Origin of the sequence: Clostridium sp. AM54-37XD (genome assembly GCF_003478225.1) — a bacterium.
GTDB classification, from domain to species: domain Bacteria; phylum Bacillota; class Clostridia; order Lachnospirales; family Lachnospiraceae; genus Coprococcus; species Coprococcus ammoniilyticus.
This window is the reverse complement of record NZ_QUEV01000013.1, coordinates 1-24,341: the sequence shown is the minus strand read 5'-3', so window position 1 is coordinate 24,341 and position 24,341 is coordinate 1. Positions and strand designations below refer to the sequence as shown.

The 24,341-nt window shown below is 41.7% G+C and carries 12 protein-coding genes, 1 tRNA gene and 1 pseudogene; 3 read left to right on the top strand and 11 right to left on the bottom strand.

Annotated features, from left to right (window positions below):
• Positions 1–153: 153 nt before the first annotated feature.
• From DXA07_RS11310 to DXA07_RS11295, 4 genes are all read right to left on the bottom strand, one after another.
• Positions 154–1,989: a VWA domain-containing protein gene (locus DXA07_RS11310; protein ID WP_243013964.1), complete on the bottom strand. Its 1,836-nt coding sequence runs from the start codon at positions 1,987–1,989 to the stop codon at positions 154–156.
• A gap of 176 nt (positions 1,990–2,165) precedes the next feature.
• On the bottom strand, positions 2,166–2,981 hold the full coding sequence (locus DXA07_RS11305; protein WP_118484674.1) for a hypothetical protein: 816 nt from the start codon (positions 2,979–2,981) through the stop codon (positions 2,166–2,168).
• Positions 2,978–3,496 carry a sigma-70 family RNA polymerase sigma factor gene (locus DXA07_RS11300; protein WP_117808709.1) on the bottom strand — a complete coding sequence of 173 codons (519 nt, stop codon included), beginning with the start codon at positions 3,494–3,496 and terminating at the stop codon, positions 2,978–2,980. The genes DXA07_RS11305 and DXA07_RS11300 overlap by 4 nt, the downstream gene beginning before the upstream one ends.
• 130 nt (positions 3,497–3,626) lie before the next feature.
• The gene (locus DXA07_RS11295; RefSeq protein WP_118484672.1) at positions 3,627–4,475 is read right to left on the bottom strand and encodes a hypothetical protein; all 849 of its coding nucleotides are present in this window, start codon (positions 4,473–4,475) and stop codon (positions 3,627–3,629) included.
• A gap of 265 nt (positions 4,476–4,740) precedes the next feature.
• Between DXA07_RS11295 and DXA07_RS11290 the strand changes: the two genes are divergently transcribed.
• On the top strand, positions 4,741–5,481 hold the full coding sequence (locus DXA07_RS11290; protein WP_330584342.1) for a GTP pyrophosphokinase family protein: 741 nt from the start codon (positions 4,741–4,743) through the stop codon (positions 5,479–5,481).
• Between the two features lie 69 nt (positions 5,482–5,550).
• Positions 5,551–5,624 (top strand) — tRNA-Arg (locus DXA07_RS11285).
• Between the two features lie 196 nt (positions 5,625–5,820).
• Here DXA07_RS11285 and DXA07_RS11280 read toward each other — a convergent pair.
• The 4 genes and pseudogenes from DXA07_RS11280 to DXA07_RS11265 form a co-directional block, all read right to left on the bottom strand.
• Positions 5,821–9,633: an EAL domain-containing protein gene (locus DXA07_RS11280; RefSeq protein ID WP_118484670.1), complete on the bottom strand. Its 3,813-nt coding sequence runs from the start codon at positions 9,631–9,633 to the stop codon at positions 5,821–5,823.
• A 237-nt stretch (positions 9,634–9,870) separates the two neighbouring features.
• Complete coding sequence (locus tag DXA07_RS11275) at positions 9,871–11,709, bottom strand: ABC transporter ATP-binding protein (RefSeq protein WP_117808713.1); 1,839 nt, start codon at positions 11,707–11,709, stop codon at positions 9,871–9,873.
• 38 nt (positions 11,710–11,747) lie between these two features.
• Positions 11,748–13,907 (bottom strand): annotated as a pseudogene (locus DXA07_RS11270) (ABC transporter ATP-binding protein); the annotation flags it as partial.
• Between the two features lie 157 nt (positions 13,908–14,064).
• A complete protein-coding gene (locus DXA07_RS11265; protein WP_118484668.1) occupies positions 14,065–18,561 on the bottom strand; it encodes a chitobiase/beta-hexosaminidase C-terminal domain-containing protein in 4,497 nt (1,498 codons plus the stop codon).
• A 423-nt stretch (positions 18,562–18,984) separates the two neighbouring features.
• Here DXA07_RS11265 and DXA07_RS11260 point away from each other — a divergent pair, with 423 nt between their 5' ends.
• The gene (locus DXA07_RS11260; protein ID WP_117808715.1) at positions 18,985–19,239 is read left to right on the top strand and encodes a helix-turn-helix transcriptional regulator; all 255 of its coding nucleotides are present in this window, start codon (positions 18,985–18,987) and stop codon (positions 19,237–19,239) included.
• Positions 19,240–19,317: 78 nt separating this feature from the next.
• Here the strand turns inward: DXA07_RS11260 and DXA07_RS11255 are convergent, their stop codons facing one another.
• From DXA07_RS11255 to DXA07_RS11245, 3 genes are all read right to left on the bottom strand, one after another.
• Positions 19,318–20,349: a branched-chain amino acid aminotransferase gene (locus DXA07_RS11255; protein WP_117808716.1), complete on the bottom strand. Its 1,032-nt coding sequence runs from the start codon at positions 20,347–20,349 to the stop codon at positions 19,318–19,320.
• A 100-nt stretch (positions 20,350–20,449) separates the two neighbouring features.
• Positions 20,450–22,243 carry a glycerophosphodiester phosphodiesterase family protein gene (locus DXA07_RS11250; protein ID WP_118484666.1) on the bottom strand — a complete coding sequence of 598 codons (1,794 nt, stop codon included), beginning with the start codon at positions 22,241–22,243 and terminating at the stop codon, positions 20,450–20,452.
• A gap of 475 nt (positions 22,244–22,718) precedes the next feature.
• Entirely contained in the window at positions 22,719–24,044 is a 1,326-nt protein-coding gene (locus DXA07_RS11245) for a phenylacetate--CoA ligase (RefSeq protein WP_118484664.1), read from the bottom strand.
• Between the last annotated feature and the right edge of the window lie 297 nt (positions 24,045–24,341).

The following is a 24,341-nucleotide window of genomic DNA, read 5'->3' as shown; positions in this document are numbered from 1 at the left end:
TTGGCAACTCTAATGCTTTATTATACAAGAATTATCAATAAAAGGGAAGTGCTTCTATACGTTTAAAAATAAAAAAGCATATATCAGAGAAAAAATACACCTTTTACGGCTTATATTTATTATGAATTTCGAGTATAAATAACCAGCCGTCTGTTAATCGCACTGCCACATCTGTGCCTCAGGTTCACGTTGAGATAACTTCTCCGTCTTCCGCACCAGTTCAAGGAATTGGCTCCGGTATAACTGATCGTTGCTTGCCTGAGCCATGTCCCTTTCATTTATCTCAACCGTGATTCCTGCTTCCGCAAGTTCTTCCGCCATCTTATACGTCGCTGTTCCTTTATATGTGCTGTCCGTAAGCAGCATTCCATATGCCGCAACCGCCGATGCAAAGCTCAGGTCATGAGACATTCCCTTTTGACCGCTTTCTGCCTTTATAACGGCTGTTTCCAGTGTGCTCTTATCTCCATCCGGCTCTTTGTAACGGATATTCACGGTTGCCAGTTCGCCGGAATAATCTGTACTCTGCTTTTTCGATGTATATTTTGTCTCTGTCTCCGGCACGTCAAATTCCGAATCGACTGGAACCACCTCATAGAGTGCAGTCACCACATGACCGGCTCCGACCTCGCCGCCATCCACCATATCATCTGCAAAATCTTCTGCAGAAAGCGTCCGGTTCTCATATCCGATCTGCCGATAACCTTTCACCTGCTCCGGATTGAATTCAATCTGTAATTTGACATCCTTTGCAACCGTATATAAGGTTCCACCCATTTCATCAACCAGAACCTTCTTTGCTTCATAGACTGAATCCAGATACGAGTAATTACCGTTTCCGTGATCTGCCAATGCTTCTAACTTGTTATCTTTCAGATTATCAGAGCCAAATCCCAGAACACTCAAGAATATACCGCTGTCCTTCTCCTCAGTGATCAATCCTACCAGATCACTCTCGCTTGTCAGCCCGACATTCAGATCCCCGTCCGTCGCAAGGATCACCCGATTATTTCCGTCTTTTATAAACTGCTGCTCTGCGATCTCATATGCCGTGATCAGTCCCGCACTTCCATTTGTGCTGCCGGATGCTTCCAGCGAATCCAGTGCCTCGCATATCGTATAGGCCTCCGAACCTGCCACGCCATTTAAAACAATCGTATCTGAACCCGCATATGTAACAATACTGATCCTGTCATTTTCATCCAGATTCTCCGCCAGCATCTTAAATGCTTTCTGTGCCAGCGGCAGTTTATTTTCCTCATACATAGAACCGGATGTATCGATCAGGAATACCAGATTGGATGCTTTCTTCTCACTCATATCGATCGCGGCCGTATTCAGTCCTACCATCATCAGCTTTGTATCTTTATTCCATGGACAATCCGCATATTCCGTATATACTGCAAACTTCTTCCCAGCCTCCGGGTCTGATACATAGTCATAATCAAAATAATTGATCATTTCTTCGACCCGGACTGCTCCTGTCGGCGGCAGCGTTCCTTCTTCGATATAACTTCTGATATTGCTGTAGGATGCTGTATCACAGTCTGCCGCAAATGTTGAAAGCGGTGAATCTTTAGTAGACACAAACCGATGTTCTTCCTGATAGTCATACTCTCTGGTATCATAACCGGATTCTCCATATCCGATTTTTACATATTCAGAATTTGATGCACTATCCATTACCGAGTTATATGTATCGGCAGCCGAAACCACACTATCACAAGCCTCTTCTTCTATACATTCCGGCACAGCCATATTTTGCTGTGACTGTCCGGATTCCGCTATATTTTCTTCAAATTCCTCTTTTATGGCTTTCTGTCTGTATCTTTCTGCGATGCTCTCCCGCTCCGTACCCGACCGGCTTTCCGTTCCCTGTCGTTCTCCATGCGTGCCTCCTGTTTCTCTCCCACTTCCGCAGCCTGCAAGGCAGCCCGCCATCATGCAGGAGATTATAACCACACTTACCATCCGTCTGATTTTTCTCATAAAAAATACCCTCCTTATCTTAGTCACTATCCGATAGCTGCATAATTTCTGCTCTGATCACCTCTGACGTTAGCAATTGTCGAATGTAAAAACGAAATTTTACAGCTATCTGTTCTATTTATGACTAAGATACGGATGGGTATCCTCTTTTTATGGATTTTTTTCTTACAGATCAACTACTGTCTGTTTAAGATCCATGCCTGTCGTTCAGAATCATATCGGAGAAGTGTACCTGTTACTTCTTCCCCTACTGAAAATGTCTCTGCTTCTTCCGGCTGCAATACGATGTCCTGACCGGTTATTAATTCCCCGGATGCATCAGATACCTGCAAGAGTTTTGCGGCATATTTTTGTACCGCATCCGGCTCTGCTGTTACAATCTCTGTGATCTGAAGTGTAACTGCTATATTACTCATTTCCTGCCATGCATCCATATCAGCTGATTCCGACACCTGAAGATCTGTACATCCCGCATTTTCCTGTGCATCTGTCTGACTCTTTGTATGGTCTGCTTCCGCCTGAACATCGGACGAATCCCCACCGGCTCCATTCATCAGTATAGCTTCTGTTGTATTCTGTGTCGGTCTGTTGGCAGTTTCATTCTGTACTGTCTCCGGTATGGAATCCGCTGTTTCATCCACATAATCTTCCGCCCGATCGGATATATTTGAATTCTCTGCTGCATCCAGCCCATCATTTGAAACATCCGTTGTCCTGCCTGCATTTATTTCTTTCGAATGTCGCTTAGAATCAGACAGCAACGGTGTCGCGATCACTGCGGCCAGAAGAACCGCTGCGATCGCAAGAACCGGAATTACATATTTTACCTTTGAGGTTTTCTTTTGTCTTTCTTCTGCATCCTTCGCTTCACTGTCAAGTTCTGCATTGATCCGATCCCACAGATCCGGTGCTTCTGCATCGATCCGGTTCAGATAAGCTTCTATGAGTCTGTCTTCTTCCGTCTGTCTGTTCTTATTCTGTTCATCTCTCACAGCCTGCACCTCCTTAATTTTTGTATTGCCTGATTATAGATCCATGTGATCGTTCCGATCGGTCGCCCTTTCATGTCCGCGATCTCTTTAAATGTAAATCCTCCGACTACCTTCAGATCCAGAATCTCCTGCTCCTCCGGCTTTAACGTGGCAACTGCCTGCTTCAATGTCAGGTTCTCCACTATCTGACTCTCCATCGTCTTTCCTTCGTTTCGCTCCGGCATTTCATCCACCAGCATTTCACGATCGATCTTGCGTATCCGATCGATCGCCATATTCTTTGCGATTGTCACAAGCCATCTCTTATGACCGGTTCCCTTCTTATAACTGTCTGCGATCCGATAAAGCTTGATGAAGAACTCCGATGTCACATCCTCCGCTTCCTCTCTCTGCCGGATCGTATCATAGACCACCGCAAAGATCAGCTTCAGATATTCGTCATACACTGCCCGAAGGCTCTCCCTGTCTCCCTGTGCGATCGCAGACATATATTTTCCAAATTCTCTGTCTGTCATTTGTCTCTCCCTATAACCGCTATACGTTTTTACCCCTGTTTTTTATGGAATTTTTCCGATTTTCTATTACTGTTCATTCCACTTCAATTTGCTAATATTCTGTCCGGCTTCGTATAGACCCAATTCTCTATTATTCAAGAGGCTGTACTGCCAGCAATTCCATCACATACCCCTTCTTTCGCTCCTTCCATGCAAATGGCCAGAACAACCGCCGCTCCGCTTCAATCCGGATATCAAAATCCTTATGCATTCCGATGTCATGACGAAGCTGCAATGCTCCTTCAATTTCTTCAGGGACAAGATTCTCCCACTGATCCATAGCGGATTCATTTACAACTGCCCATTCTAACCCGAACACCATTAACTTCTCCGTCAGCATATAGATGACATCATTTGTCCGGGTAACCGCGGCTTCGTTTAATGCCCGGATCGCATTCTCGATCATCTGCAATTCTTCCTCGTCATAATTCTCCCGATACATATATAACAGACCTGCAAATCTCGCATTCAACTGGCTGTGAAGTCCTATGCAGACGCTGTAGTCAAACCTTCGTCCGATATCCGGCAATACCCTGTGGCTGTTGTCAAATGCAACCTGTTTCAAATGCTCGATCACGATCTCTGCTTCTTCCCCCTCTGCAAGCAATGCTTCAAACATTTCATAAGTCTCCAGCTCCACATTCCAGAATGGAAGATCCACGCAAATAGCATCTGTTGCCTCCAATCCATAGGTCTTACACGCCTGTGCAAGTCCCTCTGCATCCCGGTCGATCAAAACCAGCTTAAATCTCTCTGTAAGTCTTGCCAGATCGATGTCATTTGACCGTCCTGCTCCCCATATAGCAAGAACAGGCTTACACCCTCCTTCGGCCACACAATTTTCTTCTATAAAGTCTGTCAGCTTCTGTCGGTATCCCCGCCACTCTTTATAAGCATTCGGAAGAACCTCTGATGCAATCAGCCGATCCAAATATCTCATATAATTCACTTCTTTCTCGCATTATGCCGGCATGTGCAAGCACATCCGTTGCAATGCTCATTTTATCATGTCACCTGTCGGTCCATGTTTTTTTCGCATTATGCCGGCTTGTGCAAGCACATCCATCGCAATGCTCATTTTATCACGTTTTTATAGTATACTCTACCTTTAAAATGTAGTAGAATAATATGGATAATATTATTTTGTTTATTCATGCAAATTGATAAAATAAAGATTGCCTAAAACAGAAACGGAGATTATGAATATGTCTGCTAAAGATAATAATACAAATACAAATATATACAGAAGCTATATTGACGCTCTTCTATATCCGGAACAGAATCCTTTTATAGAAGACATGAAACGATTTGAGGAGCTTATGATGATGTACTCCTGTGCGATCAAGGAAGTTCAGACCAAGCTGGATGTATTAAATACAGATTTCAGCGTCCGCTATAACCGAAATCCGATTGAATTTATCCAATCGCGCATCAAGAAACCGGTCAGCATCGCAACAAAGCTGTCGTCAAGAGGATGTCAGGTATCCGTAGAAAATATCGTATATAATTTGAATGATGTTGCGGGGCTTCGTGTTATCTGCTCCTTTATCGATGACATCTACGCCGTTGCAGAGAAGCTCATCAGTCAGAATGACATTACTCTGATTGAAGCAAAAGACTATATCAGCCATCCAAAGCCAAATGGTTACCGTAGTCTTCATCTGATCATAGAAGTTCCTGTCTTCTTTGCCGACCATACGAGAAATATGCGGGTAGAAGTTCAGATCCGTACCATCGCGATGGACTTCTGGGCAAGTCTTGACCACCAGCTCCGTTATAAAAAGGATGTCGCCGATCCCGAACTTATCTCCGGTCGCTTAAAACATTGTGCTGATGTTATCTCTCAGACAGACCTCGAAATGCAGGAGATTAAAAATATGATCTACGGAGATGGTGCTCAGCCACAGATCAAATTGTGTCTTGAAAAAAATACAGAAAATTTTTAAGAAAATCTTAGATTTTGTTTGACAAATTTATAGAACTGGTATAGAATACTATCTGTTGTTGAACAACGTGTGTATGTAGCTCAGCTGGATAGAGCACTTGGCTACGGACCAAGGTGTCGGGGGTTCGAATCCTCTCATGCACGTAAACTGAAACAGGTTTGCTTCAAAAAAGCAAACCTGTTTTTTTATTCCAACACCGTCACCTACGAACAGCCTTTTTATAATTCAAAAAGTCCCGGCAAACATTTCCTGACAAATGGAACTGCCTACAACGAAATCTTAATTCGTCATTTGTCGTGGGGCAATTCCATCTGTCAGAAATAGTCTGCCGGGAATTATTTATAATCTTGCTGCGAGAATCTGACGTTTGACCTCCTGTCCATTCAGGATAAACTCTGCACGACCGTTCTCCAGTTGTATATTCTTTTCAAGTGCTCCGATATCCGAATGAAACTCTGTAACGGCATTCGTCCCAACATCAGCATTGGAACAGTACAGCTTGGCAGACATGATCGAATTACCAAAGGCAACCGCCGCCTTGCCCTGTACCACGCTTTTAACTGCCGCATATCCGATATAGATATTCGTTCTTCCTGCACGGCATCCGATGCCATAACATTCCTTTGCACGGATATTCGACGAGATATTTACATTTTCCAGACGAACCATACAGCTGTTACCGGCAATCGTTCCGATACCGGTTATGATATTACCTGCTCCCTGAAGCTTTGCCGATATATTCTCAAGCTTAATATCTGCATCACCATTTACAGATCCAATGATCGTACCGTTTGATATACCGGAATAAATATCCATGTCGCAGTATTCTATAAACAATTCGGAATCACCATTTACAGATCCGATACAGGTTCCTTCCTGACCTTTCATATCAAACTCATAATGCCCGCGTTTGATATTGATAACACCGCCAAGTCCGGAACCAATACCAATGCCCTTCATACCATTTGCATTAATGATGATTCCACCATCCTGATAGAAGTTGAGTTCGCCATGATACTCATCCAATGAATTACCAATGCCAAAGTATTTTCCCGAATTCAGATTGATCGTCAGATTACCGTCTCCTACAACCGTAAGCACTGAACTATCCGGAACTCTGATACCTCCTGTACGTAGTTCGTTTTCTCCGGCAATCTGAAGATTTACATTACATTTCTTACCGATATCAATACACGGAATTCCGCGTTCTCCCGCAAGACTGACATTCTCAAGTATGATGGTACCACGGAATCCATCTTCTACAGACATCAGTATATTCGGCTGGAAGCCGACAGAACCTTTGATTATGATCTTTTTATTGATTCCCCGTGCTTTCTTAACCTTAATGCTTGTATATTTATTAGCGGCAAGCTGAACCATGGAAACCGTATCATTATAATCCGTCTCATATTCTTTCTTATACAGTCTGGCATTCAGGCTCTGATTATATTGAACAATTTCATTCATCACACGCTCATCGATTGAACGCACAACATACGGCTGCGGCCTTGATGTATAATAGCCCTGAATCAGATCAACGCCCAGCTTAATAACCTCCCTCAGTTCCTGCGTCAATTCAATTCCCTCTGCCAGCGTCAGAATATCATTATCATGCGCAAATTCTATAATATCCTTTACAAAATGCTGTTTCTGGATATCTTTGTGTATATCTGTCATGAGCATACGATCGATTTTTACAAACCGAGGCATATACCGAAGCAGATTATTTACATTGGAATAACCGGAACCGTAATCATCAATAGCAGTCTCAATATTCATCTTTGCAAAGGAGTTCTTCAGCTCCTTTAACTGATCATCCCCCATCTCTGTTTCTTCTGTAAATTCAACAACAAGCTCTCCTGCGTGCTGTTCCATAATCTCTGTTAATTTCTTCTTATCCTTACCTGTCAGCTGATACCCCGGAATACTGTTAATAAATACTTTCTTACCCTCAAAATCCTGATAGTGTTCCTCTATGTAATCAACCACATTAAAAAATGTCGCTTTTTCTATATCATATAAACGATTCAGACGATCTGCACTTTCCAACATATCAAGCGGCGAAATCCTACGCTCTGTGTCCGCACGCATCAGGGCCTCATATGCATAAACATCTCCTGTTCTGGCATTGATAATTGGTTGGAAATGATAAACAAACCGGTTATTATCCAGAATAAATTCCATCAGATGGTCATCCGCTTTCTGTTTATCCGTCAGAACACCTGCCCTTTCCTCTTTTCCCTGCTCTATGGCTTTCTTATTATTCTTCACATTGATAGTTTCATTGATCAGATGATCCAGGGCTTCCGAACCGGAGATCATATCGCAGCGGATACCCGTGCAGATTTCAAGCTCATATGCCTCTTTACGCAATTCATTATACTGTTTTATCTTATCCGACAGACGTTTGATAAACGCCTCTCCACATGTTTCATCGGATGCTTCAACCGGGAACGCAACAACGAATTCATCATTACTGATACGGGCACATATAGCATCATCATCCTGACTTTCCGATATCAGCTGTGCCAATTTCAAAATAGCAGCATCCCCTGCTTTTCTTCCATAGCCTGCATTGATATCCTTTAATTTATTAATATCAATCGCGATCACTGCTATTGATTTACCATCAAATGTCGCATTCTCGCAAAGTTCATTTCCCTTCTGTAAGAAGCCCTTATAATTATACAAACCGGTCATTGCATCACGAATCTGTGTTGCTTCCATCTGGCGCAGCAACTCCCGCAGACCATTCTGACGATAAAATGCTTCCATACTCTGCATAATACTCTTTAACCAGTTTCTGTAAACCTCTGTAAACTGTGCTTCTATATCTGTAAAACCAATAACTGCATAACCAAAGCTTCGGTTATCAAAATACAATGGTGTAAAGAAAAATGTCTCCGGATATTCTCTTTGCTCAGATAGTTCCGGTATCATCTCTTTCATTTCAAATATATCATCAAAGCTGATACGATTGTCTGTGTGTTCACTCGGTCCACATTTTATGATACGATATATCTTATCCGTATAGCCGTTAGAGCGCAACGCATCCTCACTGGTCATAACCTCCGATGAATTCCAGTAATCATTCATGCATATACTAAGCGAATGGAATGGCCGCACCTGATATACATGCTGAAATATCGTATTGAAAAAACCTCTGTGATCCCGTTCAGATAACAAATCCTCCATAAACTTGTTATAATAAGAAGAGTATCCCGTCTTCGCATGATCCGTATTCCAGAAATTCTCTTTTTCATCAAAATATTTTTCCGGCTGCATTTTCCCTTCGCATCCGCAGCTTGTCCCCTGAAAGATCACGGATTCTGATTCAAATTCCGGTATCGGTTCTTTCTCAAAGGATGCATGGATATATTTCGCACAATATCTGCCGCATTCTCTGGCCGGAATATCAGCGGATGTTAACTTGCATTTCAGGTTTTTCCCTTCTTCGGTAGAATCGTAACCGATCACTGCTACCTGCTCCGGTACATGAATATGATTACTGAATAATTCCGCCGCTACCCCGATCGCCATACAGTCATTTGCACATGCGATCGCCTCCGGAAGTTTCTCTCTGGAATCCAATATCAGCTTCACAACCTCTTTGCCGGAATCATACCAGTAATTGCCATAATAAATATTATTCGGATCAACCGGAATTCCATGCTCCGTCAGACTGTCTCTATATGCCTGTTCTCTCTGTATGGAATGAACATGATTCTTCCACCCGTCTAAAAACATAATATCGGAATAATGATGAACCTCGATCAAATGATCGATCAATTTCTTATATGGTTTATAATGATTTATCTTTACAGTCGGGAAATAACGACTATCCTTATCTACGAAAAGAACAACCCCTGAGAATACCTCGTGAATTTTGTCTTCTAACCGGGTTGCTATATCAGTTGCCTGAATGGTATCCGGAAGAACAATGATCGCATCAAATGCATCCCATTGAATCAGATTATAAATATTCGAATCCCCAATCTGTCTATACAGCGTATCCTGAAATCTTAAGTACATGGAAAATACACATATATCATATCCATAGACATATGCCTCCTCCATTAATCCTTTCATAAACAGACTCTGTGAATTCTCTTCTGCCTGTGCGATAATAACTCCAATTTTTCTGCGCTCCATATATGCTCCCCTCTAAAATACAAAATCCTTTTTCAGTTTAGCATAATTAAGCAGAAAAGTATATAAAAATGACTAAAAAAAGTTTACACCGCGTTATTTTCTGTGCATTTTATACAATTTCGACATAGTATCACATAAAAAAATATTATTTGTCATATTATAAATAACAGTCCTGTAAAGAAAAACAGGACTGTTCTGTACTTGTTCATATTCTGTTTTTATATCTTATATACTGCACTAAGATACCTGTTCAAACTGTGAATTATATAGCTCTGCATAAAATCCGTTCTGTGCCATCAGTTCCTCATGGTTACCCTGTTCAATGATATCGCCATCCTTCATGACCAGGATGATATCTGCATTTTTGATCGTTGATAATCGGTGCGCAATAACAAAGCTTGTTCTGCCCTTCATCAGATTATCCATTGCACGCTGAATGCTGTGTTCTGTTCTGGTATCAACGGAAGAGGTCGCTTCATCCAGGATCAGAACCGGATTATTTGCAAGGATTGCTCTTGCAATCGTAAGAAGCTGTTTCTGTCCCTGTGAAATATTCGTCACTTCTTCATTTAACTCCATCTGATAACCACCCGGAAGTGCCGAGATAAATCGATGTGCATGAGCTGCCTTTGCTGCCGCAATTACTTCCTCATCCGTCGCATCCAGTCTTCCATAACGAATATTCTCCATGATCGTCCCCTTAAACAGCCATGTTTCCTGAAGAACCATACCGAGAGCATCACGAAGCTCTCTTCGATTATATTCTTTAACATTGTGACCATCTAACAGGATGGCTCCTTCATTTACATCATAGAACCGCATCAGCAGCTTAACCATAGTGGTCTTACCTGCTCCGGTCGGACCAACGATCGCTACCTGTTTGCCCGGATCAACATGAACACTGAAATCATGAATAATGATCTTCTCAGGATCGTATCCGAACTTTACATGACGGAAATCTACTTCACCCTTTATATCCTCGACAGAAGCAGGATGCTCAACAACCTGAACCTCCTCTTCTTCCTCTAACAGTTCAAATACACGTTCCGCCGCTGCTGCCATCTGCTGCATCATATTTGTAACCTGTGCTACCTGCTGGATCGGCTGTGTAAAATTCTTTACATACTGGATAAATGCCTGAATATCACCGATCGTGATCGTGCCACGAATGGCAAGCGCCGCACCCGAAATAGCTACGCCTACATATCCGAGGTTGCCGACAAACATCATAACCGGCTGCATCAGACCGGAAAAGAACTGGGCTTTCCATGCGGATTTGTATAAGACTTCATTTGTCTCATGGAATTCCTTTAAGGTTGTTTCCTCTTTGTTAAATGCTTTGATTACCGTATGCCCGCCATAAACTTCTTCAACCTGTCCATTGATATGTCCGACATACTCCTGCTGCTGTTTGAAGAAACGCTGTGACTTCTTAATGATAATACCCATTAATGCCACACTGATCGGCAGGATAATAATTGCGATCATCGTCATAAGCGGGCTGATCGTAAGCATCATGATAAATACACCGATAACAGTCGATACCGAAGTAATAAGCTGTGTGATACTCTGATTTAATCCGTTTCCCATCGTATCAATATCATTTGTAATACGGGATAATACCTCACCATAGGTTCTGGATTCAAAATACTTAAGTGGCATACGGTTGATCTTCTCAGATACATCCTTACGCATCTTATAACATAACTTCTGGGTCACACCTGTCATGATGATACCCTGTGTAAAGTTAAATAATACACTTAACAGATACAGTCCCAGACAGAACAGGAGAATCTTACCGATATAGGTGAAATCGATTCCGCCGATTCCATTTATCTTCCGCATAATGCCTTCTGATAACGCTGTCGTTGCCTTACCAAGTACCTTCGGGCAGACAACATTGAATACTGTACTGAACACCGCAATGACCATGACCACGATCACTGCCGGCAGATATTTTCTTGAATAACGAACCAGCTTCGATATGGTTCCTTTAAAATCCTTTGCTTTCTCGCCGCCTCCCATTCCAGGAGGTCCCATATGTCGTCCACCACGTCTTGGTCTGTTTTCTTCCATGTCTGTTGCCTTCCTTTCCTGAGTTCTTACGCTATGCTCGCCGCAATCTCTTTTTCAGATAACTGCGAACGGGCGATCTGTTCATATACCGGACAATTCTCCATCAGTTCTTTGTGTGTACCCTTGCCTACGATCTTTCCCTCATCCAGTACCAGTATCTGGTCTGCATGCAAGATCGTGCTGACACGCTGGGCAACGATAAATACCGTACTGTCTGTCATGTCTTCACGAAGTGCTTTTCTGACTGCTACATCCGTCTTGAAATCAAGAGCGGAGAAGCTGTCATCAAATATATAGATCTTTGCATTCCGGGCTACTGCTCTGGCAATCGCCAGTCTCTGCTTCTGACCGCCGGAAACATTTGTACCACCCTGCGAAATGCTGCTGTCATACTGTTTATCCTTTTCCTCGATGAAATCTGTTGCCTGTGCTATCGCTGCCGCTTTCTTCATCTGTTCATCGCTTGCATCCTCTGCACCAAACCGGATATTAGATGCGATCGTGCCGGAGAACAGCACACCCTTCTGCGGCACATAACCGATATTCTCCCGAAGACTCTCAATTGATACATCCCGGATATCCGTTCCGTCGATCGTGATCTTACCACCTGTGACATCATAGAATCTTGGCATAAGCTGCACCAGGGAAGATTTACCACAGCCGGTACTTCCTATGATCGCTGTCGTCTCGCCCGGTCTTGCTTCAAAATCAAGATCTGTCAGAACATCTTCATCCGCTCCCGGATATGCGAAGCTTACATGTTCGTAACGGACAACACCCTTTACAGCTTCTAACTTCTTACAATCCGGCTTGTCACAGATCGTACTCTCTGTATCAATAACTTCCTTGATTCGGTCTGCTGCCACGCCTGCCCTTGGAAGCATAACGGATAACATACCGATCATTAAGAAGGACATAATGATCATCATCGTATAAGTAATAAACGCTGTCATGGATCCAACCTGAAGCTCACCCGAATCGATTCTGTGAGCCGCAACCCACTCGATCAGGATCGTAACCGCATACATAATAAACATCAGAACCGGCATCATAAATGTCATTACACGGTTTACAAATAATGATGTCTTTGTCAGATCCTTATTCGCCTTATCAAAACGTTCTTCTTCGAACTTCTCTCTGCCAAATGCCCGGATAACCGGAATACCGGTCAGGATCTCTCTGGACACAAGATTAACACGGTCAACCAGATCCTGCATGATCTTGAACTTTGGAAGTGCAATCGCCATTAACACTCCGAGAACAACCAGGATGCCTGCTACCGCAACTACGATCACCCATCCCATGCTGGCGCCGCTCTCTACAACCTTTATGATACCGCCAACTGCCAGAACCGGTGCATATAAAACCATACGGAGCAGCATAACCGTAACCATCTGGATCTGTTGAACGTCATTTGTCGAACGCGTGATCAGGGATGCAGTCGAGAACCGGTTGATCTCTGCATCCGAGAATGAAATAACCCGTTTGAAAATGCTTTCTCGCAGATCACAGCCCACACCTGCAGCTACTCTTGCGGCTACCAGACCGGTAAGTATCGCCGATGCAACCATTAACAATGTCATAAGAATCATCTCTACACCGACACGTTTCAGATAGGACATCTGGATATCCTTATAATTATAATCCATACTGTCATAACAGGTTCTTGTACAGGTAATGGCAGATGACATCATCATATCATCCCCCATACTGTCACGCATGGAATCGATCATCTGCTTCATCTGCGTTCCCATCTGACTCCACATCTCAGGCGGCAGCTCGTCCAATGTCATACCGCTTGCTGCAAGCATCTGCTTTAACTGATTATCTTCATCCGAATCCACCATCGTATATGGATAATAATACATCATCATCGGCTCCATACACGCCTGATCGATCTCATCTATATGATCCTTGCCGTCATCTGTCATATGGTATATGCCATCATCCGACTGCTCATAATACTTTTCCCACACCGTCACATCATCTTCATCCATAAACCCTTTAATAATGGTATACGCTTTTTCCGGAATCTGCAACGGACTGCAATGATCAATGCCGTAATTCTGGATACCGGTATCGATCAGCTTCGACGTATAATCCGGCAATGCCAGATCACAATATGCCTGAACGATCAATAACAGAACAATGATCAGAACCGATTTCCAATATGGCTTCAAATTCTTAATTATCTGCATACTTTCACCTCTCTATAATTTTCGCATGTAGAGGTATTCTATCACTACCTATATAAAAGTCAATTAAATTCCCATAAAAAATGAATAAAAAAAGACCCGTCTGCCAACTTGGACAGACGAGTCTCCTTGTATATTTAATACATAATATATTGGGGCTTTATTTTACTGTAATCTTCAGTTTCTTACGGGCACCATTCTGAGCAAGTGCATATACATAACATGTACCTTTCTTCTTACCCTTGATTCTGCCTCCCTGTGAAACAGTTGCGATCTTGCTATTTGTTGAGATCCAACGAACCTTCTCACAGTGAACTTTCAGTTTCTTATTCTTAGCCATCTTGACTGTTGCATCAAGATAAACGGATTTGCGCTTTTTAACTGTAACCTTTGAAACCGTCTTACCCTTTGTGTTCTTTACAGTAACACCGATCGGGTTGTTGTACTTGTATTTCTTTGTTGCAGTTATTGTATGTAACTGGAAGGACTTGCCGATCATTCTCTTTTCTATCTTTCCAGTCTTGGAATTTCTTACATTCTTATAAGCAATAACCTTAAATTTATAGAATGTATTCTTCTTGAACTTCTTACCGCCTGCAAGCTTTGTAAGTGTATAGCTAATGTTCTTCTTACCCTTTAACTTACTTGCAGAAACAGTCTTGATCTTCTTATATTTGTAAATCTTATTCTTCTTATTGCAATAGTTACCGTAGATGATGTATCCATCAGCCTCTTTCAGACGTTCCCAACGTAAGGTCACCTTGCTTGTTGTAGCAGAAGCTCTGCCTGTAAGCTGTCCCTTGGTATACTTGTCTACCTTGTCGCTTGAAATCCACTTATCGGCTTCTTTTGTACCTGGCTTTGGTCCCGGCTGTGTTACTTCTTCTTTACTAACGGTTACTTTTCCATCTGAAAGACGGATTACAACAAACTGTACTGCATCACTGTCTTCCATACCATTCTTAACTGCGATCGCTGTGATCGTAGTTGTGGAATTCTTCTTAATTGTAAGTGGCTTTGTATACTTTGTACCATACTTGGTTGTTGGGTAACTTCCATTTGTTGTATAGTAGATCGTTGCACCTGCTGTCTTTGTTGCAAGGGTAAATGTATTGTTATCCTTAGAACGTGTTCCTGTTGGTGCTGCAACCTGTTCCTTAACAGGATTTACAGGTGTAGACGGAATCAGTTTGCTTACTTCTGCTGATACCACATCACTGTTTAACTTACCCGGAAGAGATGCAATTGCCTTAATTGTCTTACCGGCAACAGAAGCTGCATCAATCGGGCCTGTATACTTCTTGCCATTCTTCTTGCTTGGTGTGCTTCCATCTGTTGTGTAGTAGATCGTTGCACCCTTTACTGCTGAAACAGTAATTGTCTTTTTGTCACTGCTTGCTGCGATCGTTGGCTTCTGGGTCTTCAGATCTGCTACCTTGACAGTTGCAATATCACTGTCCTTCATGTTATCTTTTACACCAATAACCTTAATCGTATCAATCGTCTTTCCATTCTTATCTGTTGCAGGAATTGACCCTGTATATTTGGTTCCGTTCTTCTTGCTTGGTGTTGATCCATCTGTTGTATAGTAAATATCTGCATCCTTCGGATCTGCTGTGATGATCAGTGATGTGCCATCATCGGAAACCTTAACGGATGGCTTACCAACCTGAGCTTCATCCCCTCCAAATGGTTTGCCAGGCTCCAATGATTCTACCGCATATTCCCGAACATCACTGTCTTTCATGTTAGCCTTAACACCAACCGCCTTTACTGTTTTAATCTGCTTACCATCTGCTCCTAGTACAGAAAATGGTCCTATATATTTCTTACCGTGTGTCTTGCTTGGAGTTGTTCCGTCTGTTGTATAATAGATATCTGCACCCTCTGTAGTTGTAGAAAGGATTACTGCACTCTTATCATCTGTCAGTTTTGCAGTTGGCTTATCAACCTGTTTGATTACGATCACTGGTGGATCCAGCTGCTCCTTCACTGTGAAGTACGCAATATAGCTGTCCTTCATTCCAGATTTTACAGCGATCATGGTAATCTTCTTTCCTACATTATCCTTAACTGACAATGCTCCTGTATACTTGGTTCCATTCTTGCTGCCTGGATCACTTCCATCTGTTGTGTAATAAATGGTTGCACCTGCTGTCTTTGTAGCAAGAGTAAATGTCTTCTTGTCCGATGACACTGTTACGGTCGGTGTTTCTACACGTTTCAGATTTTCATCGGATGTATTAACAGGCTTTGAAACAGATGTCGGCTCACTTGCATAATTTGTGTATAAACCTTCATCAATACCCACCGTTGTAAGATCATCCACATTGATTTTTTCTGCAACAATATAAACTTTATATTTGTCAAAAATATTTTCTGTTGTTATTCCAGCCTTGCCAATCTTGTTAACAACTGCTGCAAGATTAAGTTTTGTTGTGCCTGACAATGTAGCTGCTGCTACATCCTCCAGCTTTCCATATGCCAAGATATTTGCATTCTTTGCATTATAATTCTTATCTGTTACAAGATATGAAAGCTGATTTACACTCTTCTTATTGGTTCCACTGATCTTATACGGAATTGTAACCACATTACCGGACATGGAAGGAGTCTCTGTAACTGCTGTTGTCATTCCATCATCTAAAAGTGTCAGCTTATATTCTGCACCATAAGTTCCAGCCTTGCCTGCTACAAGATTCGTAAACAGAACTGCATCCTTGTTGATGTTCATAGCCGGTGATGTTCTACATTGAAAATCGTATACATTGTCCAATTGTCCATCTGATGTAACATAACTTCCCACTATATGATAATTAGGCGGAGTATAAGTACTTCTTAAATTATAACCGGTTCCCTTTACTCTCTGCATAGAAGCCTGGATCGTATCCGGATATCCATAGCTGGTATTCGTAGCCTCTCCCACACTCAATGCAAAAACCTTGGTATCCTTCAACTGTGTTTTATCTGATAATTTACCGGCAAGTCCTGCACCATCTGTTGCAGATACGCCTGTCTTTGTACTGGATGCAATTGTGCTCTTTTCTACCGATGTAAATGTCTCCAGGAAACCGGTACTGTCATCATTCATCCATTCATTCTTAAATACATTATTATTTGTATCTTCACTATTATATTTGTGGTTAATGGTTGAATCATATTCAAGCAGATAACTGTTGCCAGTATTAAAATCTGCTCCGGAATCTGTATCAAGTACACGGAACTTTAATGGTTCGCCCTTATAAGAACCAAACCAGACATAATTTCCTTTCCATTTTTCTGTTGGATCTGGCTTTGGATCCGGATCAATGATCGGACCGTCTGGATCTACATCTGGTTCATTTTCCGCTTTTGGAATAGATACCTGAACAGGCTTACTTGCATAATCTGTAAACAGGCTCTCATCAATATCAGATGTCGATGCTATATCCTTTCTTATTGTTTCAACAACCAGATAAATTTTATAATTGTTTACTAAACGATCAACGGTACAGCTATTTCCAATCTTCGCTGCTATAGATGCAAGATTTAATCTTACATCGCCTGCCATAGATGCTGTTGCTGCTTTTCCATATGCAAGCACTTTTACACCTGATGCGTTATATGCTTTGTCTGTTACCAGATATGATATCTGATTTCCCGTATCTCCTGCCACGGAATATGGCACTGTTACAACATTACCGGTTCGATCAACAGAACCTCCTACAGAAAGCTCCATTGACGGATCCAGTATTGTAAACTTATATGCTGCTCCATATTGACCGGCTGTACCGGATACCAGTGATGTAAATAATACATTATTTTTATTCAAGTTAAATGCCGGTGTAGATGCCAGTGGTCCCTGGAAGCAAAGCTCAACACCATCTTTTACCTGAACACCCACTGCACCTGCGCGTCCGGTATTCTTAGCAGTAGATCTTATAAAATATCCATACAGTGTTTTATTTACATCCTGTTCTCTCTGCTTTGCCTTGTTTGCTGTATCAGGATATCCATAATGTGTATTTCTGTATTCGGAAACATCAAGCGCAAACACCTTGTCCTTATTTAACGGTGTATATATATATTCAGAACCGCCTACAGCAGAATTTAAGCCGCCATCACTGCTGTTTTTTGATGCTTTTGTACTTGCCAGGATTCCATTCAATTCAACTGAAGAAAATCCATTTAAAAAATAAGGCATCTCTTTATTTGTAATGGAACAGGTCATTTTTTTATAACCGGTTTCATTCATCCATTTAACTAATGAACTGTCAGCATAGGAATATTGCTCTGTAGATGTCGTCTTACCTGCAAAAGTATAGGAGTATACCTGCGGTCCAACCACTTTGTCTGTCTGAAGCAGCATACTGGAAGCACCAGTAGAAAATGAATACCGGCTTTCTGTATCTAATACACGATACTTGATCGGTTCCCCATCATACTTACCATAGTACACATAACTTCCCTTCCAGGAATCTGTTGTACTCAACTTGTCACCATTATGAGATCCATATGGATTCCCAATTCCAGCTATACCAAGGCCTGTAATCGTTTTTTCGGTTTCAGTTGTCGCAGCGTCAACTTTTGAAAGTGGGCTTATGACCGGCAATAAACTAATCGCCATTGCAGCACTTAGCGCCAATGCTGTTCCACGTTTGAAAAAATCCTTTTTCATAGTTTACCTCCATTCTTCATTCTGAACTGTTCCTTCCTTCTTTTTTACAGTTCATTTTCCGGATACCATCCCTTATGGCATCCTTTTTTCTTTGTTATTTATTTTGTGACAATTCACAATATAGAAGTATACATTGTCGTATTTTAAATATCAATAATAAAAACAATTTCCAGGTCATTTTCGTCTAGATGCACATAAAGTATACGCATTTTGTTGTTTTTAAGGGCATTTTTGTACCATATGGCTAATTACAAACTTAATATTTATGTAAATTTCCGTCTTTATCCGACTTAATAATTAACCTGAAAACGGAAACCGGATATTTTCAAATGGCATATGTCGTATAACTAATATCATATGTAATATTACGTCTAATTTATATTTTATAAAAATTTACATAAAATACATAGTTGAGGTGATTATATGAGCAAACACGCTGAAGCGACTCATAATGATAAACGATATATAGAACTGGGGTATAATATTTCGTATTATCGCAAACATAAGGGCTATACCCAGGAACAGCTTGCAGAAAAACTGGACATTTCAAGACAACATCTGGGCGCCGTCGAAGCCCCTAACATCGTTCGATCCGTTTCGCTGGATCTGCTGTTTAATATTGCAGATGCGCTTGAGGTAGACGTTCGTGAGCTTCTGGATTTTCATGGAAATGCCTAAAAAAAGATATGACGCAAATCCCACCAGAGGAATTTACGCCATATCTTTTTTCTTTCTTTATAGAAACTATTCTAATAATTAGTCTACTTTGATCTCTTTGATCCATCCTTCCGGAGCTTCGATCCTGCCCATCTGGATACCTGTTAATGTATCATAGAGCTTCTGGATAACCGGTCCCATCTTCTCCATTCCACTTGGGAAGCAGATCTCTTTGCCATGATCAACAATCTTACCTACTGGTGAGATAACGGCTGCTGTACCACACAGACCACACTCTGCAAAATCTTTTACCTCATCGAAGTATACTTCTCTGTGCTCTACTTTCAGTCCGAGGTACTTCTCAGCAACTACCATAAGTGAACGTCTTGTGATTGATGGAAGGATACTGTTTGACTTAGGGGTTACAACTGTTCCATCCTTTGTTACGAAGATGAAGTTTGCTCCACCTGTCTCTTCTACCTTTGTTCTGGTTGCTGCATCTAAGTACATGTTCTCATCATAACCTTCCTGATGAGCTGTAACAATTGCATGAAGGCTCATTGCATAGTTCAAACCGGCCTTGATATGGCCTGTTCCATGAGGTGCTGCGCGGTCAAAATCTGAAACCTTGATCGTAATTGGCTTTGCACCACCCTTAAAGTAAGGACCTACTGGTGTACAGAACATTCTGAACTGATACTCATCTGCCGGTTTAACACCGATTACAGGATTTGAACCAAACATATATGGTCTGATGTAAAGAGTTGCACCTGAACCATAAGGTGGAACATAAGCAGCATTTGCTCTTACTGTCTCTTCTACTGCCTTTACAAATCTATCTTCCGGGAATGCAGGCATCTCAAGTCTCTTTGCTGAATCTGCCATTCTGCTTGCGTTCAGATCAGGACGGAAACATACGATTCTGCCATCTTCTGTTGTATATGCCTTTAATCCTTCAAATACTGTCTGGGCATACTGAAGAACACCTGCACACTCACTTAATACAATGTTTGCATCATCTGTTAATGTTCCCTCATCCCATGCACCATTCTTATAATTTGATACATATCTTTTATCCGTTTTGATATAACCAAAACCGATACTTGACCAGTCAATATTTTTCTTCTCCATAACTATTCATCCTTTCAGTTTCTATTTCGCAAAAAAATAATATTCATAGTTTCTGTTATAGCACATTCTTTTCTCAATTTCCATAGTATTGATAATTTTTTTACTGCTCAAATATATATTTTACCATATCTGATACGGCATTACTGTCCTTATGCTTTAAGGTTCTCTTTGCAAGCGGCACGCGGTCCGTGATGATATTATCCACGCCAATTGCCATCATGCGACGCATCTCGCTGCTGGTATTTACCGTCCATGCGCAGACCATAATACCTTTTTTATGTGCTCCGGTTACCACCTGCCTGGTCAGGTATCTGGCATCAATGCTTAACACATCCATTGCTTCATAATTTGTCCGGTTGCTGTATCCGAAGCTGTATATATAGCCCGTCACGATATCCGGATCATCTTTCTTGATCCGTACAAGAGACCGTTGCTTAAAGGATGTGACAATACATTGTTCTTCCATGTTATTCTCTTTGAGCACCTGCGCAACCTTTGCTTCCAGTTCTCCGTCATTCCGGACCGTTTTCAGTTCTATGTTCATCATGACCTTGCCTTTACAGGTATCGATTGCTTCCTGTAAGGTCGGAATCTTTGTTCCGGCATATTCATCTGAAAATTCTGCTCCGGCATCCAATTGCTGCAGTTCCTCATAAGTAGTATCACATACCAGCTTATCAACGCCTGTCGTCCGCTCGGTTGATGGGTCATGCATCAGCACAAGTTCCCCATCTGAAGTCAGCCGGACATCCATCTCCACATAATCTGCCCCTTCTTCGATTGCCTTTTCAAACGCAGGGATCGTATTCTCCGGAGCTTCACTGCTGGAACCTCTGTGTGCGGTGATCAACGTTGCTCCAAGGGAAGCGTATGTCGGTGTCGTACCTGCAGACAAAAATCTGACATTCAGATATATTGCCAATACACAGGCAACAGCAACCATACTGACCAGTACATAATGGGTCTGCTTGTTAAGATCAGCATTATCTACATAATACATAAGCATCTTTGGTCGTGCGAGCTGTAATGCTGCAGAAATGTTGAACATACCACAGATAAAAAGCAGCAACCCTCCGACAACGATGTTTATACGATTATACACTTCATAAAACAGTATCAGAACATTGTCGCCATCAGATTTCGCCTTGATAACAAGAACACTTACCAGAATAAATACTGCATATAATACCGCACAGAATAAAGCAATAAACAATTCCCATAACATCTGGAACATAAAATGATGAAATCTTTCCCGCCGTGTCAGCCGGGTCTGCTCTTTTGCTTTCGATGCATCGACATTTCCAAGGATCAGCAACCGGATATATGGAATCTTTACGGACATAACCCAGATACAGATCAGATAGATCACTGCAAATCCGATCCAAAATGCTTTCTTTCCGGTTCCCCGAATACACAATTTCAACAGGTATTTTGTGACCGTATTATTATTTAACGCCATCAGGAACGGTGGCATGTATACTGCAAACGCAAATGGAAGCATGTAGAAAATACGCACAATTTTCCTTTTCCCAAAGAAACGGAAGAAATGCTTCTCGACCTGTACCAGATATTCAATCAAGCCATGTCTGCTGTGCCGGAGTGATGCATCAAACAATACAATATACATCGTAAGGTTCAACAACATAAACACCATGAGCAGCACAATAAGAAGCAATATATAAATAATAGATCCCGGCTTAATCAGGACATCCAGAAAGTTCTCTTTCGTGATCGAACTGTATCCGGACAATTTGATCGCCAGATAGAATCCACGAAATACAACCGGAACCAGAATAAACGACGAAACCAGTAGAAAAGCAAGCTGACATAGTACCACCCTTATTTTATTATGTGCCAGAAAATATCTGATCCGGAGCATATATTCCGCTTTCATATCTGTCTGCCTCCTGGTTGTCTGTTCAAAACAGGCATTGTAGAATATACTATGCTTTCTGCAATTGCCTGTTTCATCTCATAGTCTATATTATAGGCACAACCGAAGCTATCTGCAAGTCTTCTCTGCCACAATAATCTGACAACCGAACACATCCGGCTTCTGACGATATATAAAAACCGGGGAAATGTTCTACACAATTAATCGTACTTACCGTAACGCACTATACAAAAAGGCACCCACAATAAATTTTAATATCTCAGGATATTATTTGCGCTATAACATGACATTCGCAAGGATTTCGTTATGAGTTGCACATTGTCAGTAAATACGGGTGCCTGTCTGAGCCAAAGGCGAGTTGGCACAGGAGTATTTACGAATCCGACATGTGCAGCGAATAGAAATCCCCGCGAGTCATTTATAGTGTAAATAATATTCAAGATATAAAATTTATCGTGGATGCCGCCACATTCGTTTAGAAGCCGGTGTTTCGGTTATCGGTAATACGCTTTGCCTTGCCCTCGGAACGAGCAATAGACTTCGGCGGAAGCAGTTCTACCTTGGCACTGATCAGCAGAGTCTGCTTGATCTGTGTCTTGATATATGCAACCAGCTTCTCAAGCTTATCCGCATCGTTTATATCAACATCATCCTTTAATTCCACCTGAACAGTAAGCTTATCCTGTGAATTCACACGATCAACTACCAGCATATAATGTGCAGATGCTTCTTTCACACCCATCAGTACAGCTTCAATCTGACTTGGGAATACATTGACGCCACGAACAACAAGCATATCATCGGTACGTCCTGTGATACGGCTCATCTTAACTGTTGTTCTTCCACAAGCACATGTTCCGTGATGTAAAGTACAGATATCATGCGTTCTGTAACGGATCATAGGCGCACCTGTCTTGGTCAGTGTAGTAAATACCAGTTCACCCGGTGTATCATCCGGAAGCGGTTCTTCTGTTACCGGATCGATGATCTCTGCAAGCACATGATCTTCATTGATATGCATACCATGCTTTTCCATGCATTCAAATGCAACACCGGGACCACCAATCTCCGTAAGTCCATAGATATCGAGTGCATCAATATCAAGCAGATCTTCCAGATGCTGTCTCATTTCCTCTGTCCATGGCTCTGCACCAAAACAACCGGATTTCAGTTTTAATTCTTCCGGCTTGATTCCCATTTCATGGATGGTTTCTGCCAGATATGTTGCATAAGACGGTGTACAGCAGAGCATCGTAGCACCAAGCTCTTTCATCATTATAATCTGTCTCTGTGTATTACCGGATGACATTGGAATTACTGTAGCCCCAATCTCTGTTGCACCCTGATGTGCCCCCAGTCCGCCGGTAAATAAACCATAACCATAAGCAACCTGAATGATATCATCCTTTGTACCGCCTGCAGCAGTCAGTGCTCTGGCAACCATCTCTGTCCATACCTTAATATCATTTTCCGTATATCCTGATACGATCGGCTTTCCGGTTGTTCCTGAAGAACCCTGAATACGTACAATATCTTTAAGATCTGCAGCAAATAGTCCATATGGGAAATTATCTCTCAAATCGGTTTTCTGCGTAAATGGAAGCTTTACGATATCTTCAATTCCATTAATATCTTCCGGTTTTACTCCGGCTTCATCCATTCTCTTTCTGTAAGCCGGAACATTATTATATTCCAACTCTACGGTAGCTCTCAGTCTCTCTCCCTGAAGCTTTTTTCTTTCATCAAAATCCATACATTCCATTGCATCGTTATAGATGTAATGAATCTTCTTCTGTCTCATATGTGACTATCCTCATGTCTGATCTTGGCTTTGCTTTTTCGCTTTTATGTTTTTCCACACTAAAGCGTTTACCCATAAAAATTTTAGCTGAGCAGCCTGTATATGTCAAGGAAGTTTTTACCTTCCCTTAAAGATTTTTGTAGGATTACAATACATGTGTTACAACTGAATATAAAAAAAGCAGAGAAGCTTCTTTTGTGTTATATTTTAGTCACCACAACAAAAAAACAAAAAAGGAGTTCTCTGCTATGGCTACTATAACACAAGATATGCGGTATCGTCTATCCTTAATCAAAT

Excerpts from the sequence above, each read along its gene's own strand:
- DXA07_RS11310 (WP_243013964.1), bottom strand. The coding sequence starts at position 1,989 with ATGAGAAAAATCAGACGGATGGTAAGTGTGGTTATAATCTCCTGCATG.
- DXA07_RS11300 (WP_117808709.1), bottom strand. The coding sequence starts at position 3,496 with ATGACAGACAGAGAATTTGGAAAATATATGTCTGCGATCGCACAGGGA.
- DXA07_RS11295 (WP_118484672.1), bottom strand. The coding sequence starts at position 4,475 with ATGAGATATTTGGATCGGCTGATTGCATCAGAGGTTCTTCCGAATGCT.
- DXA07_RS11290 (WP_330584342.1), top strand. The coding sequence starts at position 4,741 with ATGTCTGCTAAAGATAATAATACAAATACAAATATATACAGAAGCTAT.
- DXA07_RS11280 (WP_118484670.1), bottom strand. The coding sequence starts at position 9,633 with ATGGAGCGCAGAAAAATTGGAGTTATTATCGCACAGGCAGAAGAGAAT.
- DXA07_RS11275 (WP_117808713.1), bottom strand. The coding sequence starts at position 11,709 with ATGGAAGAAAACAGACCAAGACGTGGTGGACGACATATGGGACCTCCT.
- DXA07_RS11265 (WP_118484668.1), bottom strand. The coding sequence starts at position 18,561 with ATGAAAAAGGATTTTTTCAAACGTGGAACAGCATTGGCGCTAAGTGCT.
- DXA07_RS11260 (WP_117808715.1), top strand. The coding sequence starts at position 18,985 with ATGAGCAAACACGCTGAAGCGACTCATAATGATAAACGATATATAGAA.
- DXA07_RS11255 (WP_117808716.1), bottom strand. The coding sequence starts at position 20,349 with ATGGAGAAGAAAAATATTGACTGGTCAAGTATCGGTTTTGGTTATATC.
- DXA07_RS11250 (WP_118484666.1), bottom strand. The coding sequence starts at position 22,243 with ATGAAAGCGGAATATATGCTCCGGATCAGATATTTTCTGGCACATAAT.
- DXA07_RS11245 (WP_118484664.1), bottom strand. The coding sequence starts at position 24,044 with ATGAGACAGAAGAAGATTCATTACATCTATAACGATGCAATGGAATGT.